The organism is Micromonospora sp. NBC_00860, assembly GCF_045207375.1.
GTDB classification, from domain to species: domain Bacteria; phylum Actinomycetota; class Actinomycetes; order Mycobacteriales; family Micromonosporaceae; genus Micromonospora; species Micromonospora vinacea.
The window spans coordinates 4942069-4963930 of sequence record NZ_CP108825.1; the positions used below are offsets into that span (position 1 = coordinate 4942069).

At 72.0% G+C, this 21862-nt stretch carries 23 protein-coding genes; 16 read left to right on the plus strand and 7 right to left on the minus strand.

Going from position 1 to position 21862, the window contains the following annotated elements; translation table 11 throughout:
- Window positions 1-153 precede the first annotated feature (153 nt).
- The 3 genes from OH804_RS22610 to OH804_RS22620 are packed head-to-tail and all read left to right on the plus strand — an operon-like array spanning window position 154 to window position 2544.
- Complete coding sequence (locus OH804_RS22610; protein WP_307788593.1) at window positions 154-1311, plus strand: sensor histidine kinase; 1158 nt, start codon at window positions 154-156, stop codon at window positions 1309-1311.
- The gene (locus tag OH804_RS22615) at window positions 1308-1976 is read left to right on the plus strand and encodes a response regulator transcription factor (protein ID WP_196921294.1); all 669 of its coding nucleotides are present in this window, start codon (window positions 1308-1310) and stop codon (window positions 1974-1976) included. The genes OH804_RS22610 and OH804_RS22615 overlap by 4 nt, the downstream gene beginning before the upstream one ends.
- Before the next feature lie 28 nt (window positions 1977-2004).
- A complete protein-coding gene (locus OH804_RS22620; RefSeq protein WP_406059344.1) occupies window positions 2005-2544 on the plus strand; it encodes a DUF1697 domain-containing protein in 540 nt (179 codons plus the stop codon).
- 42 nt (window positions 2545-2586) lie between these two features.
- Here the strand turns inward: OH804_RS22620 and OH804_RS22625 are convergent, their stop codons facing one another.
- Both OH804_RS22625 and OH804_RS22630 read right to left on the minus strand, forming a co-directional pair.
- Window positions 2587-3564 carry an MBL fold metallo-hydrolase gene (locus OH804_RS22625; RefSeq protein WP_406059346.1) on the minus strand — a complete coding sequence of 326 codons (978 nt, stop codon included), beginning with the start codon at window positions 3562-3564 and terminating at the stop codon, window positions 2587-2589.
- 154 nt (window positions 3565-3718) lie between these two features.
- On the minus strand, window positions 3719-4642 hold the full coding sequence (locus OH804_RS22630) for a serine hydrolase (RefSeq protein WP_196921291.1): 924 nt from the start codon (window positions 4640-4642) through the stop codon (window positions 3719-3721).
- A 52-nt stretch (window positions 4643-4694) separates the two neighbouring features.
- Between OH804_RS22630 and OH804_RS22635 the strand changes: the two genes are divergently transcribed.
- The 3 genes from OH804_RS22635 to OH804_RS22645 all read left to right on the plus strand — a co-directional run bounded on the left by OH804_RS22635 (window position 4695) and on the right by OH804_RS22645 (window position 7382).
- Entirely contained in the window at window positions 4695-5660 is a 966-nt protein-coding gene (locus OH804_RS22635) for a LysR family transcriptional regulator (RefSeq protein ID WP_406059348.1), read from the plus strand.
- 97 nt (window positions 5661-5757) lie between these two features.
- Entirely contained in the window at window positions 5758-6609 is an 852-nt protein-coding gene (locus OH804_RS22640) for an aldo/keto reductase (protein ID WP_406059350.1), read from the plus strand.
- 77 nt (window positions 6610-6686) lie between these two features.
- Entirely contained in the window at window positions 6687-7382 is a 696-nt protein-coding gene (locus tag OH804_RS22645) for a hypothetical protein (RefSeq protein ID WP_196921288.1), read from the plus strand.
- Between the two features lie 81 nt (window positions 7383-7463).
- Here the strand turns inward: OH804_RS22645 and OH804_RS22650 are convergent, their stop codons facing one another.
- Window positions 7464-7994: a nuclear transport factor 2 family protein gene (locus tag OH804_RS22650; RefSeq protein WP_406059353.1), complete on the minus strand. Its 531-nt coding sequence runs from the start codon at window positions 7992-7994 to the stop codon at window positions 7464-7466.
- 130 nt (window positions 7995-8124) lie between these two features.
- Here OH804_RS22650 and OH804_RS22655 point away from each other — a divergent pair, with 130 nt between their 5' ends.
- Window positions 8125-9132 carry a winged helix-turn-helix domain-containing protein gene (locus OH804_RS22655; protein ID WP_406066631.1) on the plus strand — a complete coding sequence of 336 codons (1008 nt, stop codon included), beginning with the start codon at window positions 8125-8127 and terminating at the stop codon, window positions 9130-9132.
- Here OH804_RS22655 and OH804_RS22660 read toward each other — a convergent pair.
- Window positions 9090-9932, minus strand: coding sequence for a helix-turn-helix transcriptional regulator (locus OH804_RS22660; protein ID WP_196921285.1), 843 nt, complete (start codon window positions 9930-9932; stop codon window positions 9090-9092). The genes OH804_RS22655 and OH804_RS22660 overlap by 43 nt on opposite strands.
- Window positions 9933-10034: 102 nt before the next feature.
- Here OH804_RS22660 and OH804_RS22665 point away from each other — a divergent pair, with 102 nt between their 5' ends.
- Entirely contained in the window at window positions 10035-10787 is a 753-nt protein-coding gene (locus OH804_RS22665; RefSeq protein WP_406059355.1) for an SDR family oxidoreductase, read from the plus strand.
- An 80-nt stretch (window positions 10788-10867) separates the two neighbouring features.
- A complete protein-coding gene (locus OH804_RS22670) occupies window positions 10868-11854 on the plus strand; it encodes an aldo/keto reductase (protein ID WP_406059357.1) in 987 nt (328 codons plus the stop codon).
- Between the two features lie 25 nt (window positions 11855-11879).
- On the opposite strand, the gene OH804_RS22675 is transcribed toward OH804_RS22670, so the two are convergent.
- Window positions 11880-12395, minus strand: coding sequence for a GNAT family N-acetyltransferase (locus OH804_RS22675; protein WP_406059359.1), 516 nt, complete (start codon window positions 12393-12395; stop codon window positions 11880-11882).
- A gap of 129 nt (window positions 12396-12524) precedes the next feature.
- On the opposite strand from OH804_RS22675, the gene OH804_RS22680 reads away from it, so the two are divergent.
- The 3 genes from OH804_RS22680 to OH804_RS22690 are packed head-to-tail and all read left to right on the plus strand — an operon-like array spanning window position 12525 to window position 14973.
- The gene (locus tag OH804_RS22680; protein WP_196921281.1) at window positions 12525-13079 is read left to right on the plus strand and encodes an NADPH-dependent FMN reductase; all 555 of its coding nucleotides are present in this window, start codon (window positions 12525-12527) and stop codon (window positions 13077-13079) included.
- 26 nt (window positions 13080-13105) lie between these two features.
- Complete coding sequence (locus OH804_RS22685) at window positions 13106-14119, plus strand: ATP-binding cassette domain-containing protein (protein ID WP_406059362.1); 1014 nt, start codon at window positions 13106-13108, stop codon at window positions 14117-14119.
- On the plus strand, window positions 14116-14973 hold the full coding sequence (locus tag OH804_RS22690) for an ABC transporter permease (protein WP_196921279.1): 858 nt from the start codon (window positions 14116-14118) through the stop codon (window positions 14971-14973). Before OH804_RS22685 ends, OH804_RS22690 begins: the two co-directional genes overlap by 4 nt.
- A 74-nt stretch (window positions 14974-15047) precedes the next feature.
- Here the strand turns inward: OH804_RS22690 and OH804_RS22695 are convergent, their stop codons facing one another.
- Window positions 15048-15953, minus strand: coding sequence for an AraC family transcriptional regulator N-terminal domain-containing protein (locus OH804_RS22695; protein WP_406059364.1), 906 nt, complete (start codon window positions 15951-15953; stop codon window positions 15048-15050).
- 157 nt (window positions 15954-16110) lie between these two features.
- Here OH804_RS22695 and OH804_RS22700 point away from each other — a divergent pair, with 157 nt between their 5' ends.
- Together OH804_RS22700 and OH804_RS22705 are read left to right on the plus strand one after the other, a co-directional pair.
- Window positions 16111-16416 (plus strand): putative quinol monooxygenase, encoded by a 306-nt coding sequence (locus OH804_RS22700; protein WP_406059366.1) that lies wholly within the window; start codon window positions 16111-16113, stop codon window positions 16414-16416.
- A 50-nt stretch (window positions 16417-16466) separates the two neighbouring features.
- Window positions 16467-17435, plus strand: a complete 969-nt coding sequence (locus tag OH804_RS22705; RefSeq protein ID WP_406059368.1) for an alpha/beta hydrolase — start codon at window positions 16467-16469, stop codon at window positions 17433-17435.
- 46 nt (window positions 17436-17481) lie between these two features.
- Here the strand turns inward: OH804_RS22705 and OH804_RS22710 are convergent, their stop codons facing one another.
- Window positions 17482-20877: an ATP-binding protein gene (locus OH804_RS22710; protein ID WP_406059370.1), complete on the minus strand. Its 3396-nt coding sequence runs from the start codon at window positions 20875-20877 to the stop codon at window positions 17482-17484.
- Window positions 20878-21045: 168 nt separating this feature from the next.
- On the opposite strand from OH804_RS22710, the gene OH804_RS22715 reads away from it, so the two are divergent.
- Window positions 21046-21498 carry a helix-turn-helix domain-containing protein gene (locus OH804_RS22715; RefSeq protein WP_406059372.1) on the plus strand — a complete coding sequence of 151 codons (453 nt, stop codon included), beginning with the start codon at window positions 21046-21048 and terminating at the stop codon, window positions 21496-21498.
- Entirely contained in the window at window positions 21491-21859 is a 369-nt protein-coding gene (locus OH804_RS22720) for a DUF4180 domain-containing protein (protein WP_406059374.1), read from the plus strand. Before OH804_RS22715 ends, OH804_RS22720 begins: the two co-directional genes overlap by 8 nt.
- Window positions 21860-21862 lie beyond the last annotated feature (3 nt).

Sequence of the window (21862 nt, forward strand, 5' to 3'; positions counted from 1 at the left end):
AACGCCGGGGGTGCGGCGCGTCGGGCCGGGGCGGGCACTTTCCGGCCCTCCCCCGGGTGGAGTCGACGGCCCGCACACGCCGGTACGTCGTCCTACGGGATGACGACCCGCAGGCGGACGCGGCCGTCCCTGCCGGCCGCTACCGTTCGACGGGTGACCGCTCTCCTGCTGACCCGACGGATGCGGCCGGTGGACCTGTACATCGTGGACGCCGTGCTGGCGGTGGCCGTCGGTGGGCTGCTCTGCCCGTACGCGGCGCTGGAGTCGCCGCTGCACGGCGGCGTGGACGAGCCGCTCTGGGTGTCCGTGCTGGTCGGGATGGCCATCGGGCTGCCGTTGGCGGTCCGGCGACGGTGGCCGATGACGGTGGCCGTCGTGATCAGCTCCATCACCACCGTCACCCTGATCACCGGGGTGATACCCAACTTCGCGGCCGCCGCGCCGGCGTTCGCCATCGGCCTGTCCTTCTACACGGTGGCGGTGGCGACACCCACCCGCCGGTCGATGCTCTGCGCCGCCGGCTGTCTCGCGCTGGTGAGCGTCGGCCTGGTGCTGACAGCGGGCGACCTCTGGTCGCGCACCGGCGCTGTCGTCTACGCCGCCGTCATGGTCGCGCCGGCCTGGGTGATCGGTTGGCTGATCCGGGAGCGACGCGCCCTCGCCACCCGGCAGAGCGACCAGCTGGTCCGTCAGGCGGCCACCGAGGAGCGGTTGCGGGTGGCGCGCGAGCTGCACGACGTGGTCGCGCACACGCTGAGCCTCATCGTGGTGAAGGCGGCCGTCGCCAACCACGTCGCCGAGGCCGACCCCCGCGAGGCGGGCGCCGCGCTCCGGGTCATCGAGGAGACCGGCCGCACCGCGCTGACCGACGTGCGGCGGGTGCTCGGTGTGCTGCGCGAGGACAGCCCGTACGCGCCGACGCCGGGGCTGGACGAGTTGCCGGCCCTCGCCCGGCAGGCGGCGATCGGCGGCGTCGACGTGCGGCTCGACGTGCGGCGGGACGAGCCGGCCGGCGCGGTGCCGGAGTCGGTGGGCCTGGCTGTGTACCGGATCGTGCAGGAGGCGGTGACGAACGTGGTGAAACACGCGGCGCCGGCCGCCTGCCGGGCTACGGTGACCGTCCTGCCCGACGAGGTGCGGGTGGAGGTGACCGACGACGGCCAGCGGCCGGTCCTGCTCGGCGGGGAGGGGCACGGTTTGATCGGCATGCGGGAACGGGTGGCGTTGCACGGCGGGGAGTTCCGCGCTGGCCCCCGCTCCGACGGTGGTTTCGCGGTGACGGCCAGCCTGCCCTACCGGGTGGCCGCGTGATCCGCGTGCTGATCGCCGACGACCAGGCGTTGCTGCGCGGCAGTTTCCGGCTGCTGGTCGACCTCAGCCCGGACTGCACAACGGTCGGCGAGGCGGGCACCGGCGTGCAGGCGGTCGCGTTGACCGGGCAGCACCGGCCGGATGTGGTGCTGATGGACGTCCGGATGCCCGAGATGGACGGCATCGAGGCGACCCGGCGGATCTGCGGCGACCCGGCGACGGCCGACACCCGGGTCATCATCCTGACCACGTTCGACCTCGACGAGTACGTCTACGGGGCGCTGCGCGCCGGGGCGAGCGGGTTCCTGCTCAAGGACACCCCACCGGCGGACCTGCTGACCGGGATCCGGGTGGTCGCCGCCGGGGAGGGGCTGCTCGCGCCGACGGTGACCCGTCGGCTGATCGACGAGTTCGCCCGGCAGCCGGAGCCGACCCGGCCGCTGCCACGGCAGCTGGACGGGGTGACCGATCGGGAACGGGAGGTGCTCGCGCTGATCGCCCGGGGCCTGTCCAACGCGGAGTTGGCCGCGCACCTCAACCTCAGCCAGGCCACCGTCAAGACGCACGTCGGGCGGCTGCTGACCAAGCTGGCGGTACGCGACAGGGCGCAACTGGTCATCGTCGCGTACGAGACGGGCCTGGTGGGGCCGGGCGGCCTACGCTGAGCGGGTTGTCCGCACCCGAGGAGGAGCCATGACCCGGTACGTCGCCCTGCTGCGCGGGGTCAACGTCGGCACCACCCGGCTGGCGATGGCCGACCTGCGCCGGATCGTCACCGACCTCGGGCACGAGGACGTCAAGACGTACCTGCAGAGCGGCAACGTGGCGTTCGGCAGCTCGGTGCGTGATGCGGAGAAGCTGGCCGCCGGGATCGCGGGGGCGCTCACCGACGAGCTGGCGCTGACAGTGCCGGTGCTGGTGCGCAGCGGCCGGGAGTTGGCGGCGATCGCCGGCGGCAACCCGTACGCCGACCGGGAGGAGGACCCGACGCGACTGCTGGTGGCCTTCCTCGCCACCGCACCGCAGAAGTCGACTGTGGACGCCCTCACCGTGCCCGGCGGCGAGAACGTGTCGTTCACGGTGACCGGCCGGGAGGTGTTCCTGCACTATGTCGACGGCGGTTACGGGCGGTCGAAGTTCACGAACGCGTACCTGGAGAAGAAGCTGGGCGTGGTGGCCACCTCCCGCAACTGGAAGTCGGTGCGGGCCCTGGCGGAGATGACCGCCTCCTGACCGGGGTGGGGGTCGCCGCCCGGCGACCCCCACCGGAGCTGGTCAGAAGTGGTACGCGGTCTCGTACTCGGGCACCAGCACCCGGCTACGCGGTGAGATCCGGCGCACCGCCGCGATCATCTCGTTCAGCCGGGTGCGGTCGGTCGGGGCGACCGCCGGTGGGTTCTGCAACGCCGTCTCGAAGTTGTCGTAGTGCACAGGCACCACGACCTTCGGGTAGTCGAGACCGGCCAGCAGGCGGGGCAGGTAGTCGCCGGTGGTGGTGGCGCTCTGCATGGCCACCATCGCCACGTCCGGCGCGAGGCCGGTGAGGTTCCGCTCGGCGACGTCGCTGGCCCCGGTGAAGTAGACCGACGGACCGCTGTCGACCCGCAGCAGGTAGCCCAGCGTGTCACCCTCCGGCAGGTCCGCGATGGTGGCCGGCTGCGGCGGCTGGGTCACCCGCACCCCGGGAAAGGCGACCGAGTACGACGGGTTGCGGCTGTGCAGCGAGCCGACCACCTCGACGCTGTGGTCGCCGAAGTCCAGCACCTCCCCACCCTTCACGGCGCTGAGCTGCGTCGACGGCAGCCCGTAGGCCAACCCCAGGTGGTACGCGGTCAGCGTGCCGAACACCCGCGCGCCGGTGCGCTCGGCGATGTACGGCACGTCCATGAAGTGGTCCCAGTGGGTGTGCGTGACCAGCACCGTCATGGCCCGGTCGACGCGCGGGTCGATCACGTCGGTGCGCACTGTCAACGGGGTGTCCGTCTTGAACGCGCCGGTGAACAGCCCGGTGTCGATCCGGCTGAGGAACGGGTCGACGAGAACGGTGCGGTCGCCGATGTCGACGCGCCAGCCGGCCGTACCCCACCAGCGGAAGCTGACCGCCCCCTTGCGGCGAGCGGTCGGCGCGGGCGCGGTGGTGGTGGGCGCGGCCTGGGCCGGGGTGGCGACTCCGGCGGCGAGGCCACCGGCGGAGACCAGGGCGGTGGTGGCGGCGGCGTCGCGCAGGAAGCGTCGGCGGTCGAGACTGGGCATACGGATCTACTCCCCGTGGTCGGGCGATGTGTCGACCACGAGCCAACCAGCGGCAGTGGGGGCCGGTCCAAGATCAAGGACCGTCGGATTCGATACGTCAGCGGATATCGGTCCTGTTCATCAGGGGTGCGGCGACGTTCGGAGGTGCGCGAAATCAGTCGCCGCGCAGCGCCTCGACGGCTGTCCGGGCGGCCTCCCCCATGGCCAGGTCCACGTCGATGCGGCGCGGGGTCAACTGTTCGGCGCGGGCGAAGACGGCGATCGCGTACCGGCCGCCGTCGGGATATTCGGCGACGCCGGCCTCCAGGTGGAACCCGGGCAGGGTGCCGGTCTTCCCGGAGACCCGGACACCGGGCGGGAAACCGGCGGCCAGCCGGGTCCAGAAGATCTGGCGGGCCATCCAGGTGCGCACCATCGCGCAGGCCGCCGCCGGCCCGGCCTCGTCCCGCCAGATCAGCGTGAGCAGCCGGGTGATCTCCCGGGCGGTGCTGGACGTGGTGTGCGCGGGGTCGAAGACCCGCATGGCCCGGACCCGGTCCGCCGGCAGGGTGGGGAAGATCCGGGCGAACTCCGCCTCGGTCCGGGCGCCCACGTCCGCGAGCATCGTCTCGACCAGCTCCCGAGGACCACCGAGGACGCGGGTACGGGTCAGCCCCAGCTCGACGGCGAGCATCGGCAGCAGGTCCGGGCCGACCCGGCGCAGCAGCAGGTCGGCTGCCGTGTTGTCGGTGACCGACATGGCGAAGTACGCGAGGTCGCGCAGCGACACCTCGGCGTCGTCGGTGCAACCGGCCAGACCCCACCCACCGAGCCGGTCGGCGGCGGTGACCAGCACCCGCTCGGTCGGGTCCAGTTGACCGGCCTCGACCTGCCGGGCGAACTCCAACACCAACAGGATCTTGAAGATCGAGGCGATCACGACCTGCTCGTCGGCCCGCACCCCGACCTCACGAAGGCCGCCGACCGGGCCGCCACCACCCTCGGCGCCCAGGTCGACGGCGTCCACGTCCACGACGTGCAGGCTGGCCGTCACCCCGACGGCGGCGAAGATGGCCCCGATCCGTTCCTCCACGTCCACGCCAGCACGGTATCCAGCGCCGCCCTGGTGGCGCTGGCGTAGGGTCCCGGCCGTGGATCTGCTCCGGCACCTGCGGCACTTCGTGGTGGTCGCACACGAACTGCACTTCGGGCGGGCCGCGGAGCTGCTCGGGATGGCCCAGCCGCCGCTGAGCCAGTCGATCCAGCGGCTGGAACGTGAGCTGACTGTCGAGCTGTTCGACAGGTCCCGCCGCCAGGTACGCCTCACCACCGCCGGTGAGCTGCTGCTCGGCGAGGCGGAGGAACTGCTTGCCGGCGAGGGGCGACTCCGCAGCCTGATGGGGCAGATCCGCGCCGGTGAGCTGGGCGTACTCCGGGCCGGGGTGCCACCGGAGACGCCCGCCGTGACGTTGCGCTCGCTGCTGGACGCGCTCACCACCCGGGCGCCCGGCCTCGACGTGGAGCTGCACGAGCTGACCACTGCCGAGCAGGTGCGGATGCTCGCCGAGCGGACCCTCGACGTGGGGCTCGTGCACCACCCGGTGGCGGCGGACGGGCTGCGGTTCGGCGCCCCTGTCGACGTACCCCTGGGGGTGCTGCTGCCGCGGACCTCGCCGCTGGCCCGCGGCCGCGAGGTGACGCTCGCGTCGCTGGCAGGTCTGGATCTGGTGGCCGCGCCCCGCGCCACCGCCCCCGGCTGGCACGACCACCTGCTCACTGTGTGCCGGCAGCACGGTTGGCGCCCGGCCCGGGTGCGCCCGGCCCGCAACCCGGAATTTCTCTTCGGGCTGGTGCTGGCCGGAGGCGGGGTGGCTGTGGAACCGGCGGCGGTGGCCCGCCGGGAACCCCGGATGGCCTGGCGGCCGATCAGCGACGCGCCGCTGACCAAGCGCACCTCGGCGGCCTGGCCGGACCGGTCGGCGCACCCGGCGGCGGCGATGTTCGGCCAACTCGCCGCGGAGGTGCTGGCCGACGCCGAGCCCTCCGCCCCCGCGACGTCAGCGACGTCGGTGCCGGCGGCACGGCCGTGGCCGGTGCTGTTCGACACGACCGGGTGAACCGACCGGCCGTTGCGTTCGTCACGCCCGGTTGGGCGGTGAATCGCCCACCCACCCGGGTATGGATGACAGGAAACGAAGACGCGAAGGAGCCGCAGTGGCACTCACGATTCCCGACATCAGCCTGAACGACGGCACCACCATTCCGCAGCTCGGCTTCGGGGTGTTCCAGATCGAGCCGAAGGACACCGTCGCCGCGGTGACCACCGCCTTCGAGGTGGGCTACCGGCACATCGACACCGCCGAGATGTACGGCAACGAGGCCGAAGTCGGCGAGGCGGTACGCGTGTCCGGCCTCGACCGGAGTTCGGTCTACGTGACCAGCAAGCTGAACAACGCCTTCCACCGTCCCGACGACGCCCGCAGGGCGTTCGACTCGACGCTGGCGGCGCTGAAGATGGACTACATCGACCTGTTCCTGATCCACTGGCCGCTGCCGACCCTGTACGACGGCGACTACGTCTCGACCTGGAAGGTGCTGGAGGAGTTCCAGCGCGACGGCCGGGCCCGCTCGATCGGCGTGTCGAACTTCCAGGTGTCGCACCTGGAGCGGCTGGCCGCCGAGGCGAGCGTCGTGCCGGCGGTCAACCAGATCGAGGCACACCCGTACTTCACCAACGACGAGGTCCGCGCCTACGGCCGGGAGCACAACATCCTCACCGAGGCGTGGTCGCCCATCGCCCAGGGCAAGGTGCTCGACGACCCGACCGTGGTCGACATCGCCGAGCAGCTCGACCGGACCCCGGCGCAGGTGGTGCTCCGCTGGCATGTGCAGCGCGGGGACATCATCTTCCCGAAGTCGACCACCCCGAAGCGGATCGAGGAGAACACCCGGATCTTCGACTTCGAGCTGGACGACGCAGCGATGGAGCGGATCACCGTGCTGGACAAGGGCGAGGCCGGCCGGCAGGGCCCGAACCCGGACACCTTCGCCTACCTGCCCGCGTAACGCGTGGGCCGGCGACGGCGCTCGGAGAAAGGGGGCCCAGTGGGGCCCCCTTTCGCGTGAAAGGACCGTCCCCGGCAATGTCGTTCCGCCGCACCACACTGGCTCTGCTGTCGCTGCTTCTCCTCGGGCCGGCGGCCTGCGCGCCGAGCCAGGCCGCCGAGGCCCCCCGCTGGTACGCGCCGGCAGTGTCGGCCTCGCCCACTCCGCCGAAGCCACGCCCGGCGCCGGCCTCCACCGGCGAGGTCCGCAGCCGGGTGACGGCGGCGATGTTGAACCTGGACGCCCGGTTCCATCCGGAGACGGCGCAGTACACCGACGAGAACACCGAGGCGTGGAAGCTGATATCCCTGTGCAGGGCGAGCCTGCCGTCGGACATCAAGCGCACCGCCTACCGGGAGCGGATCTGGGACGGCGATTCCGTGTGGGTCCGGCAGTACGTGGTCGGCTACCTGAAGGTGCCCGGCCGCAAGCTCGCCGACGAACTGCGGTCGGTCCTCGCGACCTGCAAGCGGTACGAGGTGCCCGACGACGGGCGCACGTCGACGGTCCTGCGGCCGTCGCCCCCGCCGCTGCCGGACGGCCCGGACGTGATCACCTTCTGCGAGCGGCTGAGCGGGAAGGCGACCCGGCACCAGTGCACCCTCGTCCTGGTGCGCGGCAACTTCGTCATGGAGGTGGACGCCGCGGCGAGCAACGGCGACCTGGCGGCCGGCAGCGCGCTGATCGCGAAGATCGCTCCACTCGCGGTGGCCGCCCTGGAGAAGGCCGCCTGAACGCCGCCGCGGGGCGGTCGCCGCTGCTGGCGCGCCCGCCCCGCCTCTCCCCCGGCTGGCGACCCTTGCCAGCCTCCGTGGTCAGACGCGGCCCACGGAGTCCTGGTTCTGCAGCACCAGCCACCGGCCGTGCTGGTAGGTGTAGCTGACCCCGATCAGCAGCGGCACCCTGGTGCCGGTGGCCGGCACCGCGTAGACGGAGTCGAACAGCACGAAGCCCGTCCGGCAGCCCACCACAGTTTGCTTCGCCACGCTGAAGGACTGGGTCCACGAGTCGTCGGCGAAGAACCCGCGCAGCCAGTCCACTGTGGCCCGTTTGCCGTCGAGCACCTCCCCGTCGGAGGCGAAGACGGAGGTGACCTCGGGGTGCAGCAGCGCGGCGAAGCCGTCCAGGTCGCGCCGTTCGGTGGTCTCCACGTACGCCCGGACGGCACGGTCGAAGGCGCGCTCGCAGCCGCGGTCCGCCGCGTCCCCGGTTGTGGTGTCGCCCGGGCCGGGGGTGGCTGCCGACACCGCGGCCGGAGCGGCGGCGAGCAGTCCGGCGGTGAGCCCGAGCAGGGCGATCGTGCGGCCGAGCCGGCCGGCGGAACGGGCGGAGGCGGGTGGAGGCATCGGGATTCTCCTTCGGACGAGTGGTCGTGCAGCGCAGCCAACCCGGCCCGCCACGCAGTGGGCCAGTGATTCGAACCAGCTCGAATGCGGACGGCGCATCGATGCCACCGCTTGTACGATCCGCGCTGTGATGGTCACGCATCTGGACGGCCCGAGCCTTGCCCGGCTCCGGTTGGCGATCTCGCCGGCCTGGGAGGTGACGTCCTGGCTGCGGGCCGCGCTCTCGAGGTTCGGGCATCCGGTGCACGGCGATCCCGGTCCGGCCGCCCGCGCCGCGCTGCGACACCCCGACGTGGCCCTGGTCGCGGAGCTGGTGACCCCGCCCGGCCGGGTCGGGTACACGCCGGACCTGCTCACGCCGAAGCCGCCGCTGGGCCCCCTCGACGCGATCTTCGAGCAGCAGTTGGCGGTCATGGCGGCGACCCCGGCCAACGAGGTGGCGACGCAGGTGACCGAGCGGTTCCCGGCGGGCCCGCTGCCGACGCGGGTCCGCGCGGCCGTCGAGGACGGCACCCTCGCCCGGCGGGTCGCCGATGGGCTGCGGCACTTCTGGCAGACCTCGCTCGCCGAGCAGTGGCCGGCGGTGCGGGCCACGCTGGAGGCCGAACTGGCCGTGCGGGCCACCGCGATGGCCACCGCCGGGGTGGGCAGCATGCTGAACGGCCTGCACCCGAAGGTCGGCTGGACCGGCAGGTCGCTGACCATCGACAGCTCGTACCGGATCACCACGGCGCTGACCGGCGCGGAGCTGGTGCTCGCGCCGTCGGCGCTGGCCTGGCCCCAGGTGTCCACCCAGCTCTGCGACGAGGGCAACGCCGTGCTGGTCTACCCGGTCGGCGCCGGGCCAACGGACCAGCGCCGGGCGGGTCGGCTCGGTGACCTGGTCGGTGCGAGCCGGGCGGCGATCCTGGCGGACCTGGACGTACCCCGGTCCACCGGGCAGCTCAGCGAGCGGCACCGGCTGGCACCGGCCACCGTCTCCTACCACCTGGGGGTGCTGCTGCGCTCCGGTCTGGTGGTGCGCAGCAGGGAGCGGCACCGCGTGCTCTACCGGCGGTCCGACCACGGGGACGGGCTGGTCGGCTGCCGGTCAGGTCAGGGCGCGACGCGCTCGGCGAGCCGGCGGAACACCGCCTGAGTGGGCGAGCCGGGCTCGGGGACGTAGACGATCATCCGCTGGTCGGTCTCCGGAACGTGCAGCACCCGGCACTCGAACTCCAACGATCCCAGCTCGGGGTGCGGCACCCGCTTGACGATGGGGCGGCGTTCTTCGACGTCGTGCTCCGCCCAGAGCCGCGCGAACCGGGGCGACGTGCCGAGCAGCTCGGTGACCAGCTCGCGGATCGCCGGGTCGGCCGGGTAACGGCCGTAGGCGGCCCGCAGGTCCGCCACTGTGCTGCGGACGAAGCAGATGGTCTCGGCGTCGTTCCAGTGGCTGTCGGTCACCGGACGCCGGAAGGTCCAGCGGATCATGTTGCGGTCCGCGTCCGGCACGGTCGAGAGGTCGCCCATGAAGTACGTGGCCAGCCGGTTCCAGGCCAACACCTGGTACGCGGCGTCGACGAGGTACGCCGGAGTCTCGGTCATCGCGTCCATCAGGTGCCGCAGCCCGGGGGTCACCTCCCGGCTCGGCCCGCCGGCCGGCAGCGGATTCTCCCCGGCGATCCGGAACAGATACTCGCGCTCGTCCCGACTGAGCAGCAGCGCCCGGGCCATCGCGGCAAGCACCTGCCGCGACGGGTGCGGCCCGCGGCCCTGCTCCAGCCGGATGTAGTAGTCGATCGACATCCCGGCGAGCTGGGCCACCTCCTGCCGGCGCAGCCCCGGGGTGCGTCGGCGTTCGCCCTCGGGGAGCCCGACCTCGGCGGGACTCAGGCGGGCGCGGCGGGTGCGCAGGAACGCCGCCAGTTCGTCACGACGCAGGCCGCTGTTCGTCATGCCCCCAGCATGCCCCGGGCCGGGCCGGTGAGGGTGGTACCGCCGGTCCCAGCCTCGGCCCGTCTCTCCCGGGGCGCGGCCAGCCCGGCGAGGCTCGACGGCATGACGAACATGATCGCCCTGATCACCGGGGCCAACAAGGGGATCGGCTTCGCCACCGCCCGGCAGCTCGGCGCCCTCGGGATGACAGTGCTGGTGGGCGCCCGGGACGCCGAGCGGGGGCGGGCGGCGGAGCGGGAGCTGCGCGACGGCGGCGCGGACGCCGTGTTCCTGCCGCTCGATGTCACCGACGCCGAGTCGGTGACGGCCGCCGCGAAGCGGGTGGAGACGGAGTACGGCCGGCTGGACGTGCTGGTCAACAACGCCGGCATCATCCTCGCCGACGGCGCACGGGGGCTGCCGAGCGAGACGACAGTGGAGACGCTGCGCCGGCTGTACGAGACGAACGTCTTCGGGGTGGTGGCGGTGACCAACGCGCTGCTGCCGCTGCTGCGCCGGGCACCGGCTGCCCGGATCGTCAACGTCTCCAGCGAGGTCGGCTCGATCGCGGTGATGACCGACCCGGCCGGCGCGCTGTTCGAGCTGACCTCAGTGCCGTACCCGTCGTCGAAGGCGGCGCTGAACATGCTCACCGCGATGTACGCCAAGGAGTTGCACGACACCCCGATCACTGTGAACGCAGCGAACCCTGGCTACTGCGCCACCGACCTGAACGGCAACAGCGGCTTCCGCACCGCCGAGCAGGGCGCCGAGGTGAGCGTGCACCTGGCCACCCTGCCGGCCGACGGGCCGAACGGGCTGCTCTGGGGCTTCCAGATGGACGCCGGCGGCGGGTACGGCGTGCTGCCCTGGTGACTGGGCGCTTGACCTGGAGTGCGCTCCAGCCGGCACTGTGAGTCGTGCGCCCACCGGTAGGGCGCACGAGAGGAGACACCATGCGGTACCGCACGATCGGCGCCGACCCGGCGACCCGGCGCGAGGTCAGCGTGCTCAGCCTCGGCGCGATGCTCTTCGGCAGCGCCACCGACGAGGCCACCTCGTACGCGATCCTCGACCGGTACGTCGAGGCCGGCGGCACGTTCATCGACACGTCGGACAACTACGCGTTCTGGGTGGACGGCGGGCAGGGCGGGCAGAGTGAGGAGTTGCTCGGCCGGTGGCGGCGCAGCCGGGGAGTCGGCGCCGAGATCGTCATCGCCACCAAGCTGGGCGCCCGACCGCTGGCCCCGGGGACCAGCTACCTGGACAACGCCGAGGGCCTCTCCGCCAAGGTGATCCGCGAGTCCGCGGAGCGCAGCCGGGAACGGCTCGGGGTGGAGCGGCTGGACCTGCTCTACGCGCACATCGAGGACCGGACCGTGCCCCTCCAGGAAACCGTGGAGGGTTTCGCCGAACTGGTCGCCGAGGGCACTGTGGGTCTGCTGGGCGCCAGCAACCACCGGGCCTGGCGGGTGGAGCGGGCCCGCGCGTTGGCCGCCGCCGCCGGCCTGCCCGGGTACGAGGTGCTCCAGTACCACCGCAGCTACCTGCCGAACCGCACCGACCTGATCAGCGAACTGGACCCGGACGGCGAGCCGGGCGGCGTCAGCGGTGACCTGCTCAGCTACCTGCGAGCCGAGCCCACACTGACCCTGGTGGCGTACTCACCGCTGCTCAAGGGGGCGTTCACCCGGGCGGACAAGCCGCTCAGCTCGGCGTACGACCTGCCGAGCGCGCCCCGACGGCTGGCCGCGCTGCGGGAGGTGGCCGGGCAGAGCGGCGCCACTGTCAACCAGGTGGTGCTCGCCTGGCTGCTGGGCGGTGAACTGTCGTCCATCCCGCTGGTGGGCGCCTCGTCAGTGGCGCAACTGGAGGAGAGCCTGGCAGCGGTCGACCTGGAGCTGACCGCCGAGCAACGGCACCGCCTCGACACCACCTGGTGACCTGTCACCAGCCGCCCCGCCGGCCTCAACTCCCGGCCGGTGGGGCGGTCAGGTCGAGCTGCCAGTCGTTGGCACGCATCATCTGCCCCGGCGGGTACTCGAAACCGGTCTCGCCGAGCAGCGTGAAGCCGGCCTTGCGGCACACCGCGTTCGAGGCGGGATTGTCGACGGAGGGGTAGGCGTGGGCGTAGTGCCGGTCCCGTCGCGCGCGGGCGACGTCCAGCACCGCGCGCACCGCCGCCGTGGCCAGGCCCCTCCCCCGGTACGCGGGCAGCACCGCCCAGCCCAGCTCGTACACCGGTTGGTCGCGCCACTCGCGGGCCCAGTAGCCGACGCTGCCCGCCCGCGCCCCGTCCGGCAGCACCAGCGTGAACATGCAGCCCTGCTCCGTGCCCGAGAAGTGCACGTACCGGTCGTGCCGGGCGAGCACCTGCTCGTCGGTCTCCGGGCCGCCGGTGTGCCTGCGGGTGTCCGGTGAGTTGAGCTGCCGCAGCAGGTCGAGGTCGTCCTCGTGCCACGGCTCGATGCGTACCTGTGCCATTCCGCCCCCCGTTCGTCGACCCAGTCAAGCCGATCCCACCGACATTCCGCCCCGAAACCGGGCCCGCTAGATCGGATCTAGCGGACGCGTGTCGTCACCTCGCGCCTTCAGGATGGAAGGGGGGTGGCCATGACACCGTTGCGGATCGCCGTGATCGTCGGCAGCACCCGGGAGGGGCGGGTCGGCGACCGGCTCGCCCACTGGTTCGTCGAGCAGGCGGCGCGTCACGACGACCTGACGGTGACGGTCGTTGACCTGACCGAGTACGACTTCCCGGCCGCCTACCCCGCCGAGCCGACCGCGTCCATCCGGGCGTTCGTCCGCGAGGTGGGCCGGGCGGACGCGTTCGTCGTGGTCACCCCCGAGTACAACCACAGCTTCCCGGCACCCCTGAAAGAAGCCATCGACTACGCGTACGACGAGTGGCAGGCCAAACCGGTCGGCTTCGTGTCGTACGGCTGCCGGTCCACCGGACTGCACGCGGTCGACCAGTTACGTACCGTCTTCACCGCACTGCACGCGACGACTGTGCGCGACGTCGTCGGGATCGACCTGCTCGGCGGCGAACCGACCGCCCAGTGCACCGACGAGCTGGGGCGCGACGTCGGCGTCCTGCTCGACCAGTTGCGCTGGTGGGGTCTGGCGCTACGCGACGGCCGGGCGGCACGGCCCTACGTCTCCTGAACACGCCCACACGAAAGGTAAGGATCATGAGTAGACGCACCACCGGTCTGGCCATCGAGGCCGAGGGGCTCACCCGCTCGTTCGGGGACACCCAGGCGCTGGCCGGCATCGACCTGCAGGTACCCGCCGGCACCGTCTACGGCCTGCTCGGCCCGAACGGCGCGGGCAAGACCACAGCGGTCCGGGTGCTCGCCACGTTGCTGCGACCCGACGGCGGCTCGGCCCGGGTCTTCGGACACGACGTGGTCACCGAGGCCGACAAGGTCCGTTCCCGGGTCAGCCTCACCGGCCAGTACGCCTCCGTCGACGAGGACCTGACCGGTACGGAGAACCTGGTGCTCCTCGCCCGCCTCCTCGGCCTGCGCAAGCCGGCCGCCCGGGAGCGCGCGGCGGCCCTGCTGGCCGCGTTCGGTCTGACCGAGGCGAGCGACCGCCAGGTGAAGAAGTACTCGGGTGGGATGCGGCGACGCATCGACATCGCCGCCAGCATCCTGAACACCCCGGACCTGCTCTTCCTCGACGAGCCGACGACCGGTCTCGACCCGCGCAGCCGCAACCAGGTGTGGGAGATCGTCCGGGCGGTGGTGTCGCACGGCACGACGGTGCTGCTGACCACCCAGTACCTCGACGAGGCCGACCAGCTCGCCGGGCGGATCGCGGTCGTCGACCACGGCCGGGTGATCGCGGAGGGCACCCCTGGCGAGTTGAAGTCGTCGATCGGCTCCGGCACCGTCCACCTGCGCCTGCGCGACCCCGCACAGCGCCCCGAGGCGGAGCGGGTGCTCCGGGAGGCGCTCGACGTGCCGGTGCAGCTCGCCGCCGATCCGGTGGCGTTGACCGCCCGCGTCGGCGAGGCCGGCACCGACCTCGACGCCAGCGCCCAGGCCGCTCGGGCGCTCAGCGACCTGGCCCGTGCCGGCATCGTGGTCGACAACTTCTCCCTCGGCCAGCCGAGCCTGGACGAGGTCTTCCTGGCCCTGACCGACCACCCCGCCGTGCCGACCGACGAACGCGACGACGAGCTGGAGGCAGCCCGATGAGCGACACCACGACCGCCACTACCGAACGGGCGCCGTCCGTCTACGTCCCGTCCGCCGAGGCGCTGGCGACAGTGCTCGCGCCCGGTGCCCGACCGCCCCGGCCGAGCGCGCTGGGCGCGTCACTCACCTTCGGCTGGCGGGCCATGCTGAAGATCAAGCACGTGCCGGAGCAACTCTTCGACGTGACCGCGTTCCCGATCATCATGGTGCTGATGTTCACGTACCTGTTCGGTGGCGCCCTCGCCGGCAGCCCGCGCGAGTACCTTCAGTTCTTCCTGCCCGGCATCATGGTGACCAGCGTCGTCATGATCACCATGTACACCGGCATCGGCCTCAACACCGACATCGAGAAGGGCATCTTCGACCGGTTCCGGACGCTGCCCGTCTGGCGCCCGGCCGCCCTGGTCGGCATGATCTTCGGCGACGTGTTGCGCTACATCCTCGCCGCCGTGGTGATCCTGGGCCTCGGGCTGGTCCTCGGGTTCCGCCCCGAGGGCGGCGTGGTCGGGGTCGCCACCGGGATCGGCCTGCTGGTGATCTTCTCGTTCGCGTTCTCCTGGGTGTGGACCTTCTTCGGGCTGATCCTGCGCAGCGAGAAGTCGGTGATGGGGGTCAGCATGATGGTGCTGTTCCCGTTGACGTTCCTGAGCAACGTCTTCGTCGAGCCGAGCACCATGCCCGGCTGGCTCCAGGCGTTCGTGAAGGTCAACCCGGTGACGCAACTGGTGGCAGCGATCCGCGGAGCGATGAGCGGCGACTCGGACCCGTCGGCCACGATGTGGCTGCTGCTGTGGAGCGCCGGCTTCGTCCTAGTCTTCGGCACCCTGACGATGTACAGGTACAACCGCCGCTGACCCAGGTCCCGGTCGACGGGGCGCCGCCACGGCTGTGGCGGCGCCCCGTCGTGAGAGTCGGGTGAAGCCAGCGGTCAGACGACCGCCGGTACCCCGGCCCGGGTGACGCCACGCAGGTGGGCGACGTCCTGGCTGGGCGGCGCGCCGAATTGGCGACGGTATTCACGGCTGAACTGCGACGGGCTCTCGTAACCGACGCGGATTCCCACCCCGGTGACGTCGTTGGGGTGGGTGGCGAGAAGGAGCCGGGCCTCCTGCAACCGGATCTGCTTCTGGAACTGGATCGGGCTCATGGCGGTCACCGCCTGGAAGTTCCGATAGAACGCCGACACGCTCATCCCGGACAGGCGCGCCAGATCCTCCACCCGGAACGCCTCCGCGTAGTGGTCGCGGATCCACCGCACCGCCCGGGCGATGTGACTGAGGCTGCTGTCGGCCAGGCCGAGCTGCCGGACCACGGCACCCTGCTCCCCGCTGAGCAGCAGCCAGAGAATCTCCCTCTTGATCAGGGGCGCGAGCACCGTGACGTCCCGGGGCCGGTCCAGTAGCCGAAGCAATCGGACCACCGCGTCGCCGAGTTCGTCGGGACCGTCGCTGACCACCATCCCGGACGGTGTCCCGCCCGGCAGGGGCGGAAGGTCGCCCGGCGCCGCCTGCAACAGCAACTCAGCGACCGTGGCCGGGTGGAGCACCAGCCCAAACCCCAGAGCCGGTGAGTGGGCACTGGCCTGGGTGAATCGGCCGGTGACCGGCAGATCGACCGACGCGACAAGGTACTGACCGGCCCGGTACTCGTACACGCGGTCGCCCAGCGCCATCTTTTTGGCGCCTTGCGCGATGAGCGCCAGCACGGTGCCCGACATCGACGTGCTCGGCTCGGTCTGCCGCTCGACCTTGGAAATCAGCACCCCGTCGATGCCGGTGGACATGTCCGGACGGGCGTGGCGGGCCAGCAACGCCCGAAGCTCATCGAGGTACACGACCCGATTGAAGCACATGTCCGATGCTCGTCACAAAGAGAGGATCAGGCAAGTACAGGGGAGCATCTTTCTAACGTTTGGGCTGTTGGCGATGCTCTGATTGAAGTGTCAGTTCTCCGAGAGCACAGCAAGAGCTCGACGATTAGGAGTCACTCCGATGACCGTTCACCACGGGTTCCAGGCCACCATGACCGCTCAGCCGGGAAAGGCCGACGAACTGATCAAGCTGTTGCTCGCCGCGCCGTCCCTGCCCCACGACGACTGCGTCGTCTTCCTCGTGGCCCGTTCGGCCTCCGACCGTGACGTCGTCCACGTCATCGAAGGCTGGACCAGCGCCGACGCGCACAGCGAGTTCTTCGCCGGGGAGCAGGCGCAGGCCCTGGTCGCGAAGCTTCAGCCGCTGCTGGCCGGCGACTCGACGTACACCGACGCGGTGCCCATCGGCGGCAAGGCGACCTTCTGAGCCAGCGACCGCACCCCGCCACCCCGAGCCGTATCAGCGAAAGGACTCTGATGAACCTCCCCCGACCGGGCATCGACCCTGAGTTGCTCGTACCCCTGACCGAATTGCCGCCCATGCCGCCCCTCGGCCCCGAGGTGATCGAACAGCTGCGCCACTTTCCCCAACCATCGATCGAAAGCCACCTGGAAGGCCGTGCGGTCGAGCGGCGCGAGGTCACCGTTCCCGCCACTGACGGAACACCGATCCCGCTGTCCATCGTCAGCCCCACCGATCGTGCCGCCGGCGCACCCTGCGTCTACTGGATCCACGGCGGCGGGATGATGTGGGGTGACCGCTACTCGAACATCGATGTCCCGCTGGAATGGCTCGACCGGTTCGGCGCCGTCGTGATCTCCGTGGATTACCGGCTGGCCCCGGAGGCAACCGGCACGACTCTGGTCGACGACTGTTACCAGGGCCTGCGCTGGGTCGCCGAGAACGCCGTGGACCTCGGCATCGACCCGGCCCGTATCGTCGTAGCCGGTGCCAGCGCCGGAGGTGGCCTGGCGGCAGGAGTCACGCTGATGGCTCGCGACCGCAGCACCCCGACCATCGCCGCGCAGTTGCTGTCGTGCCCCATGCTCGACCACCGCAACGACACCACCTCCAGCCGTCAGTACAGCGGACTGGACGGCGTGTGGACCCGGGAGATGAACGAGTTCGGATGGCGTAGCGTCCTCGGCGAGCACACCGACCAGAACGTCTCCGCCTACGTCTCACCCGCGCTGGCGGACGACCTGTCCGGTCTGCCGACCACCTACATCGACGCTGGCACCGCCGAAGTGTTCCGCGACGAGGACGTCACCTACGCGACCCGGATCTGGGCCGCCGGCGGCCAGGCCGAGTTGCACCTGTGGGCCGGCGGCTTCCACGGATTCTCGGCGCTGTTCCCACATGTTCGCGTCTCCGACGCGGCACGACGCACCCAGGCCGACTGGCTCGCCCGAGTCCTGGAACCCGGCCCCGATCCCAAAGACTGAACCCGACCGCGGTCAACGCCGATGAGGCGTCGCGCCGGCCGTGGGCTCAGAGCCGCCAGGGCAGCGGCCCGGGGGGCAGGTAGCGGCAGGTGGTGCCGGTGGAGACGGCGTCGCGCAGGTGGCTCGCCAGTGCCGGGTGTCGGTCGTCGAGCTTGCGGAGCGTGTCGCGGATACGCGCGGTCACCGTCTTGCGGGCCCGCTCGGCCTCGTCGCCCAGGCGGCGGCTCCGGCCAGCCAGCCCTGCTGCAGCACGCAGCTCGTCGAGCAGCGCACCCCGTTCGGCGTCCAGCTTGGACACCTTCTGGTCGTCGTCGCGGGCGGCGGCCCGGTCGATCTCCTCGTCGAGGCGGGCCAGGTGCCGCCGGTAGCGGGCCTTCGCCTCGTCGTCGAGGACCGGGTCGGCGCCCATCCGGCGGGCGGCGACCAACTCCGGCCCAGCCGCCGGGTCGAGGAGTTCGACGGCGGGCACGTCGCTGCCCGGACGGCTGAGCAGCAGGTGCAGGTCGTGCAGGCCCTTCGCATCGGGCAGGTGCACGACCACACCCTCGTACGCGAGCTGCCAGACCGGCCCGTCGCGCCGAAACTCGTACCCCTCGCCGGCTGGCTTGACCGCCGCGGCCTGGCTGGACCCGAAAGCCTGGCCTGGCCCGACGTTGGCCGCTCCGACGCCCTGGCCTGGCGCGGCGAGCTGGCCCGACGCGACGGCCGGGCCTGGCCCGGCGGCTGCGACGGGACCGCGAGCCTGGCCCGACGCGACAGCCTGGCCCGACGCAACGGCTTGGCGTGCGGTGGCGGTCTGCTCGGCCGCGTCGGTGGGGGTCGGCTCGGCGATCCGGTGCAGCACCTGCGTCATACCGACGGCCGCTGCCTGCTGGGCGGTGGTGGCGCGCAGCGCGGCCAGTGCTGCGGCGTCGCCCGGGTGGCCCCGGCCGGCGAGGGCGTTCACGAGGCCGGCACAGGCGATGATCGACCAGGTACGGGAGCCCAGCCGGTCGGCGGACTCACGGGCGGCCGTGAAGCCGGCGATGGCGTCGTCCCAGCGTTGCTGGGCGGCGTCGATCAGTGCCAGCCAGTGGTCGACCGGACCGCTGACGTCGCAGCCGAAGAGCGCCACCATCCACTCTCCCCGGTGCGGGGCGAGCGCGGCCCGTGCGGCGTCGCAGCGCTGTGGGTCGGCGGACGCGGCGGCGGCCTGCGCGCGTAGCCGCAGCCAGAGCGGTGACACCGGGCGCGGGTACCGGATGGCGGCGGCTTCGATGCCGGCGGTCAGCCGGACCGCCGTCTCGCCGTCGCCCCGCTCGGCCGCGGTGACCGCCCGCAGCAACTCCCGGTAGGGGTAGTCGATCGGGGCCAGCCCGTCCACCAGCGCGGCGGCCTCGTCGACCCGGCCCTGGAGCAGCAGCCGGGACCAGCGCAGGTGGTGGCCCATGAACCCGAACTCGATGTGGCCCGGGTCGGTCTGGTCGGTGAGGACGGCGAACCGCTCGTCGGCAGTGGCGAAGTCGCCCCGGAACGCCGCGATGATCCCGCTGTCGACGGCCGCGGCCATCCGGTGCCGGGCGAAGTCGCCCTGCCGTTCGGCGTCGACGAAGGTGGTGAGCTCCTCAGTGAAGCGGGGGTCGCCCAGCTCCAGCAGCGCCACCCAGCGCAGCGAGGTGGCCCACAGCTCGGTCTCCCGGTCGCCCGTCCGACGGGCCACGTCCCGGATTTCGGCGGTGAGCGCGGCTCGGGTCGTGGCGGTGCCGAGCCCCCAGGTCGTGTCGTGGCGGGCCCAGAGGCTGAAGGTGAGCGCCTCGTCGTCCTGCCCTCGACGGGCGATCGTTTCGCTGGCGGTGATCAGGTCGGCGACCAGAACCCCGACCGTCGCGGTGGCGTCCGGTTCGCCGATCAACCGGCGGTACGCCTCGCGCACCAGCTCTGCCGCCTCGACCGACTGGCCGGTGTCCACCTGGCGGGAGCGGTTGACTGTGAGCGCGACCCGGGCCAGCAGCACCGGGTCGTCGAGGGAACGGGCCAGCCTGGCGGCCTCGGCCAGCAGTCGAGTGACCTCTTCCCGGCCGGCGTGGTGATAGTGCGACTCGGCGAACTCGATCAGGATCCGCACTCGTTGTGCCCGGTCTTCGACCACCTCCAGGGCTCGGCGAAAGTGCACCGCCGCCTCGTCGCCGGCCAGCCGGGCGAACGCGTCCCGACCGGCGGCGACCAGCAGCGTGGCCACGCGGGCCCGGTCGAGCGCGGGGCCGGCCAGGTAGGCGTGGCGGGCGAGGTCGGCCGGGATCAGCCGGTCGGTGAGCTCCCGCAGGTCGTCGACCGCCCGGACGACAGCGCCGTGGCGGGCCTTCCGGTCGTCGTCGGTCAGCCCGTCGTAGAGGGTTTCGCGGACCAGGTCGTGGGCGAAGGCGAAGCGGCCACCACCCCGGGCGACCACCAGTCGGGCGGTCACCGCCCGGTCGAGCAGCCGATCGACCTGCGCCGCCGGGGCGGCCACGCAGGCCGCGAGGACCTGACGGTGGAACTCGCGACCGAGCACGGCGGCGACGGTCAGCGCCTCCACCACTGCGGCGGGCAGTTGGGCCAGGCGGCGGCGCACCGCCTCCCGTACGCCGGGTGCGATAGTGCCGACCGCGTCGTCGGCGTGCCACAGCCGCGCGGTCTGTTCGACGAAGAACGGGTTGCCGCCGGTGCGCCGGTGCACCTCGTCGACCAAGTCGGCCTCGGGCTCCCGGCCGGCGGTCCGGGTCATCAGTGCGGCCACCTCGTCGCGGGTGAAACCGGTGAGGGTGATCGTTGTGGCCTTCGCGACCAGCGGCATCAGCAGCGGGCGCAGCGGATGCTCGCCCGACTCGACCTCGGCGTCGCGGTAGGTGCCGATCAGCAGGAGCCGCTCGAACCAGGTGTGCTGGGCGGCGAAGCTCAGCAACCGCAGTGAGGCCGGGTCGGCCCAGTGCAGGTCGTCGAGGACGACCACTACCGGCCGCTGCTGGGAGACGGCTACCAGGGCGGCGGTCACCGCGTCGTACAGCGCGAACGCCTCCTGGTCGGCGGCGTCCGGGCCGCTGTCGATTCCAGCCCAACTGGCGAGGCGACCGGCCTGCTCGCCGCCGGCGCCGGACTGGCCGAGCAGGGCGGCGAGGGCCGGCTCCGCGGACTGTCGCGCTGCCGGCCAGTCATCGGCGGAGCGCCGCAGGGCACGCAGCACCTGCACCCACGGCCAGTAACCGGGGGCGCTGTCGGAATCCCAGCAGGCGGCGCCGAGCACCAGTGCGCCGCGTTGCCGGGCCTCGCGGGCCGCCGACGTGACGAGGGTCGTCTTGCCAATGCCCGGCTCGCCGGTGACCAAGACGAGACCGCCGTGGCTGGTGGCCGCGCGATCCAACTCGGCGCGCAACAGGCCCGCAGGATGATCCCGCCCGATGATGGCGTCGCCGCGCCGCGCGTCCATGGTTTCCAGACGGTACTGCAACCGTCCGACAGCGCGAGGGAGTTAGCCGGCCGAACGCCTGGCGGGGCCCCCGCCGGTCCAGGTGGGTTCGGAGCCTTTGGAGCTGATGTCGCCAACGAGTCGGCCCATAACTCCCTATGCTTCCCTATTGAGGTAGGGTAGGGAACGATGAAGGAAGAAATGTACTCAGTCGAGCAGGTGGCCGACCGGCTCAACCTGCACGTACGCACCGTGCGCGGCTACATCCGCTCGGGCCGGCTTCGGGCCGTGCGGATCGGCAAGCAGTACCGGATCGCCGCCAGCGACCTCGATGCGCTCACCGGACAGGCCCCGACCGCGCCCAGCGTCACCAGGCAGGCGGAGGTGTCGAGCATCGTCCAGATCGACGGCGTCGACAGAGCCGCCGCCGACCGACTCGGCACGCTCGTGCTCACCAGCGCCAACACCGGCCACGACCAGGCCAACCCGCTGCGGGTGCAGACCGTGTACGACGAGCAACGCCACCGCATGAAGATCATCATCCTGGGTGACCCGGCCGCCACCGGCGAGCTGCTGCACCTGCTCGACGCCGTGCTCAACGCCGACAACGGCCTGCTCGACCCGGAGGTCCACGATGTCTGACGAAATCCAGGAACGCGCCGGAGTGCCGGTGCTGGTCTGCGACCCCGACGGCCCGCCGGTGGCCACCGAGCAGGACGCGCTGGACCTGATCGGGGCGGCGTTCCTCGGCGCCCAGGTGGTCGCCGTGCCGGCCAACCGGCTCGACGACCGCTTCTTCTCGCTGGGCACCCGCTTCGCCGGCGACGTGATGCAGAAGTTCGTCAACTACCGGGTGCGGCTGGCCGTCGTCGGCGACATTTCGGCGCAGCTCGCGGAGAGCTCCGCGTTGCGGGCGCTGGTGCACGAGTCGAACCAGGGTGGGCAGATCTGGTTCGTCCCCGACCTCGACGCGCTCGACGCCCGCCTCCGCACGGCCCGATAGTCA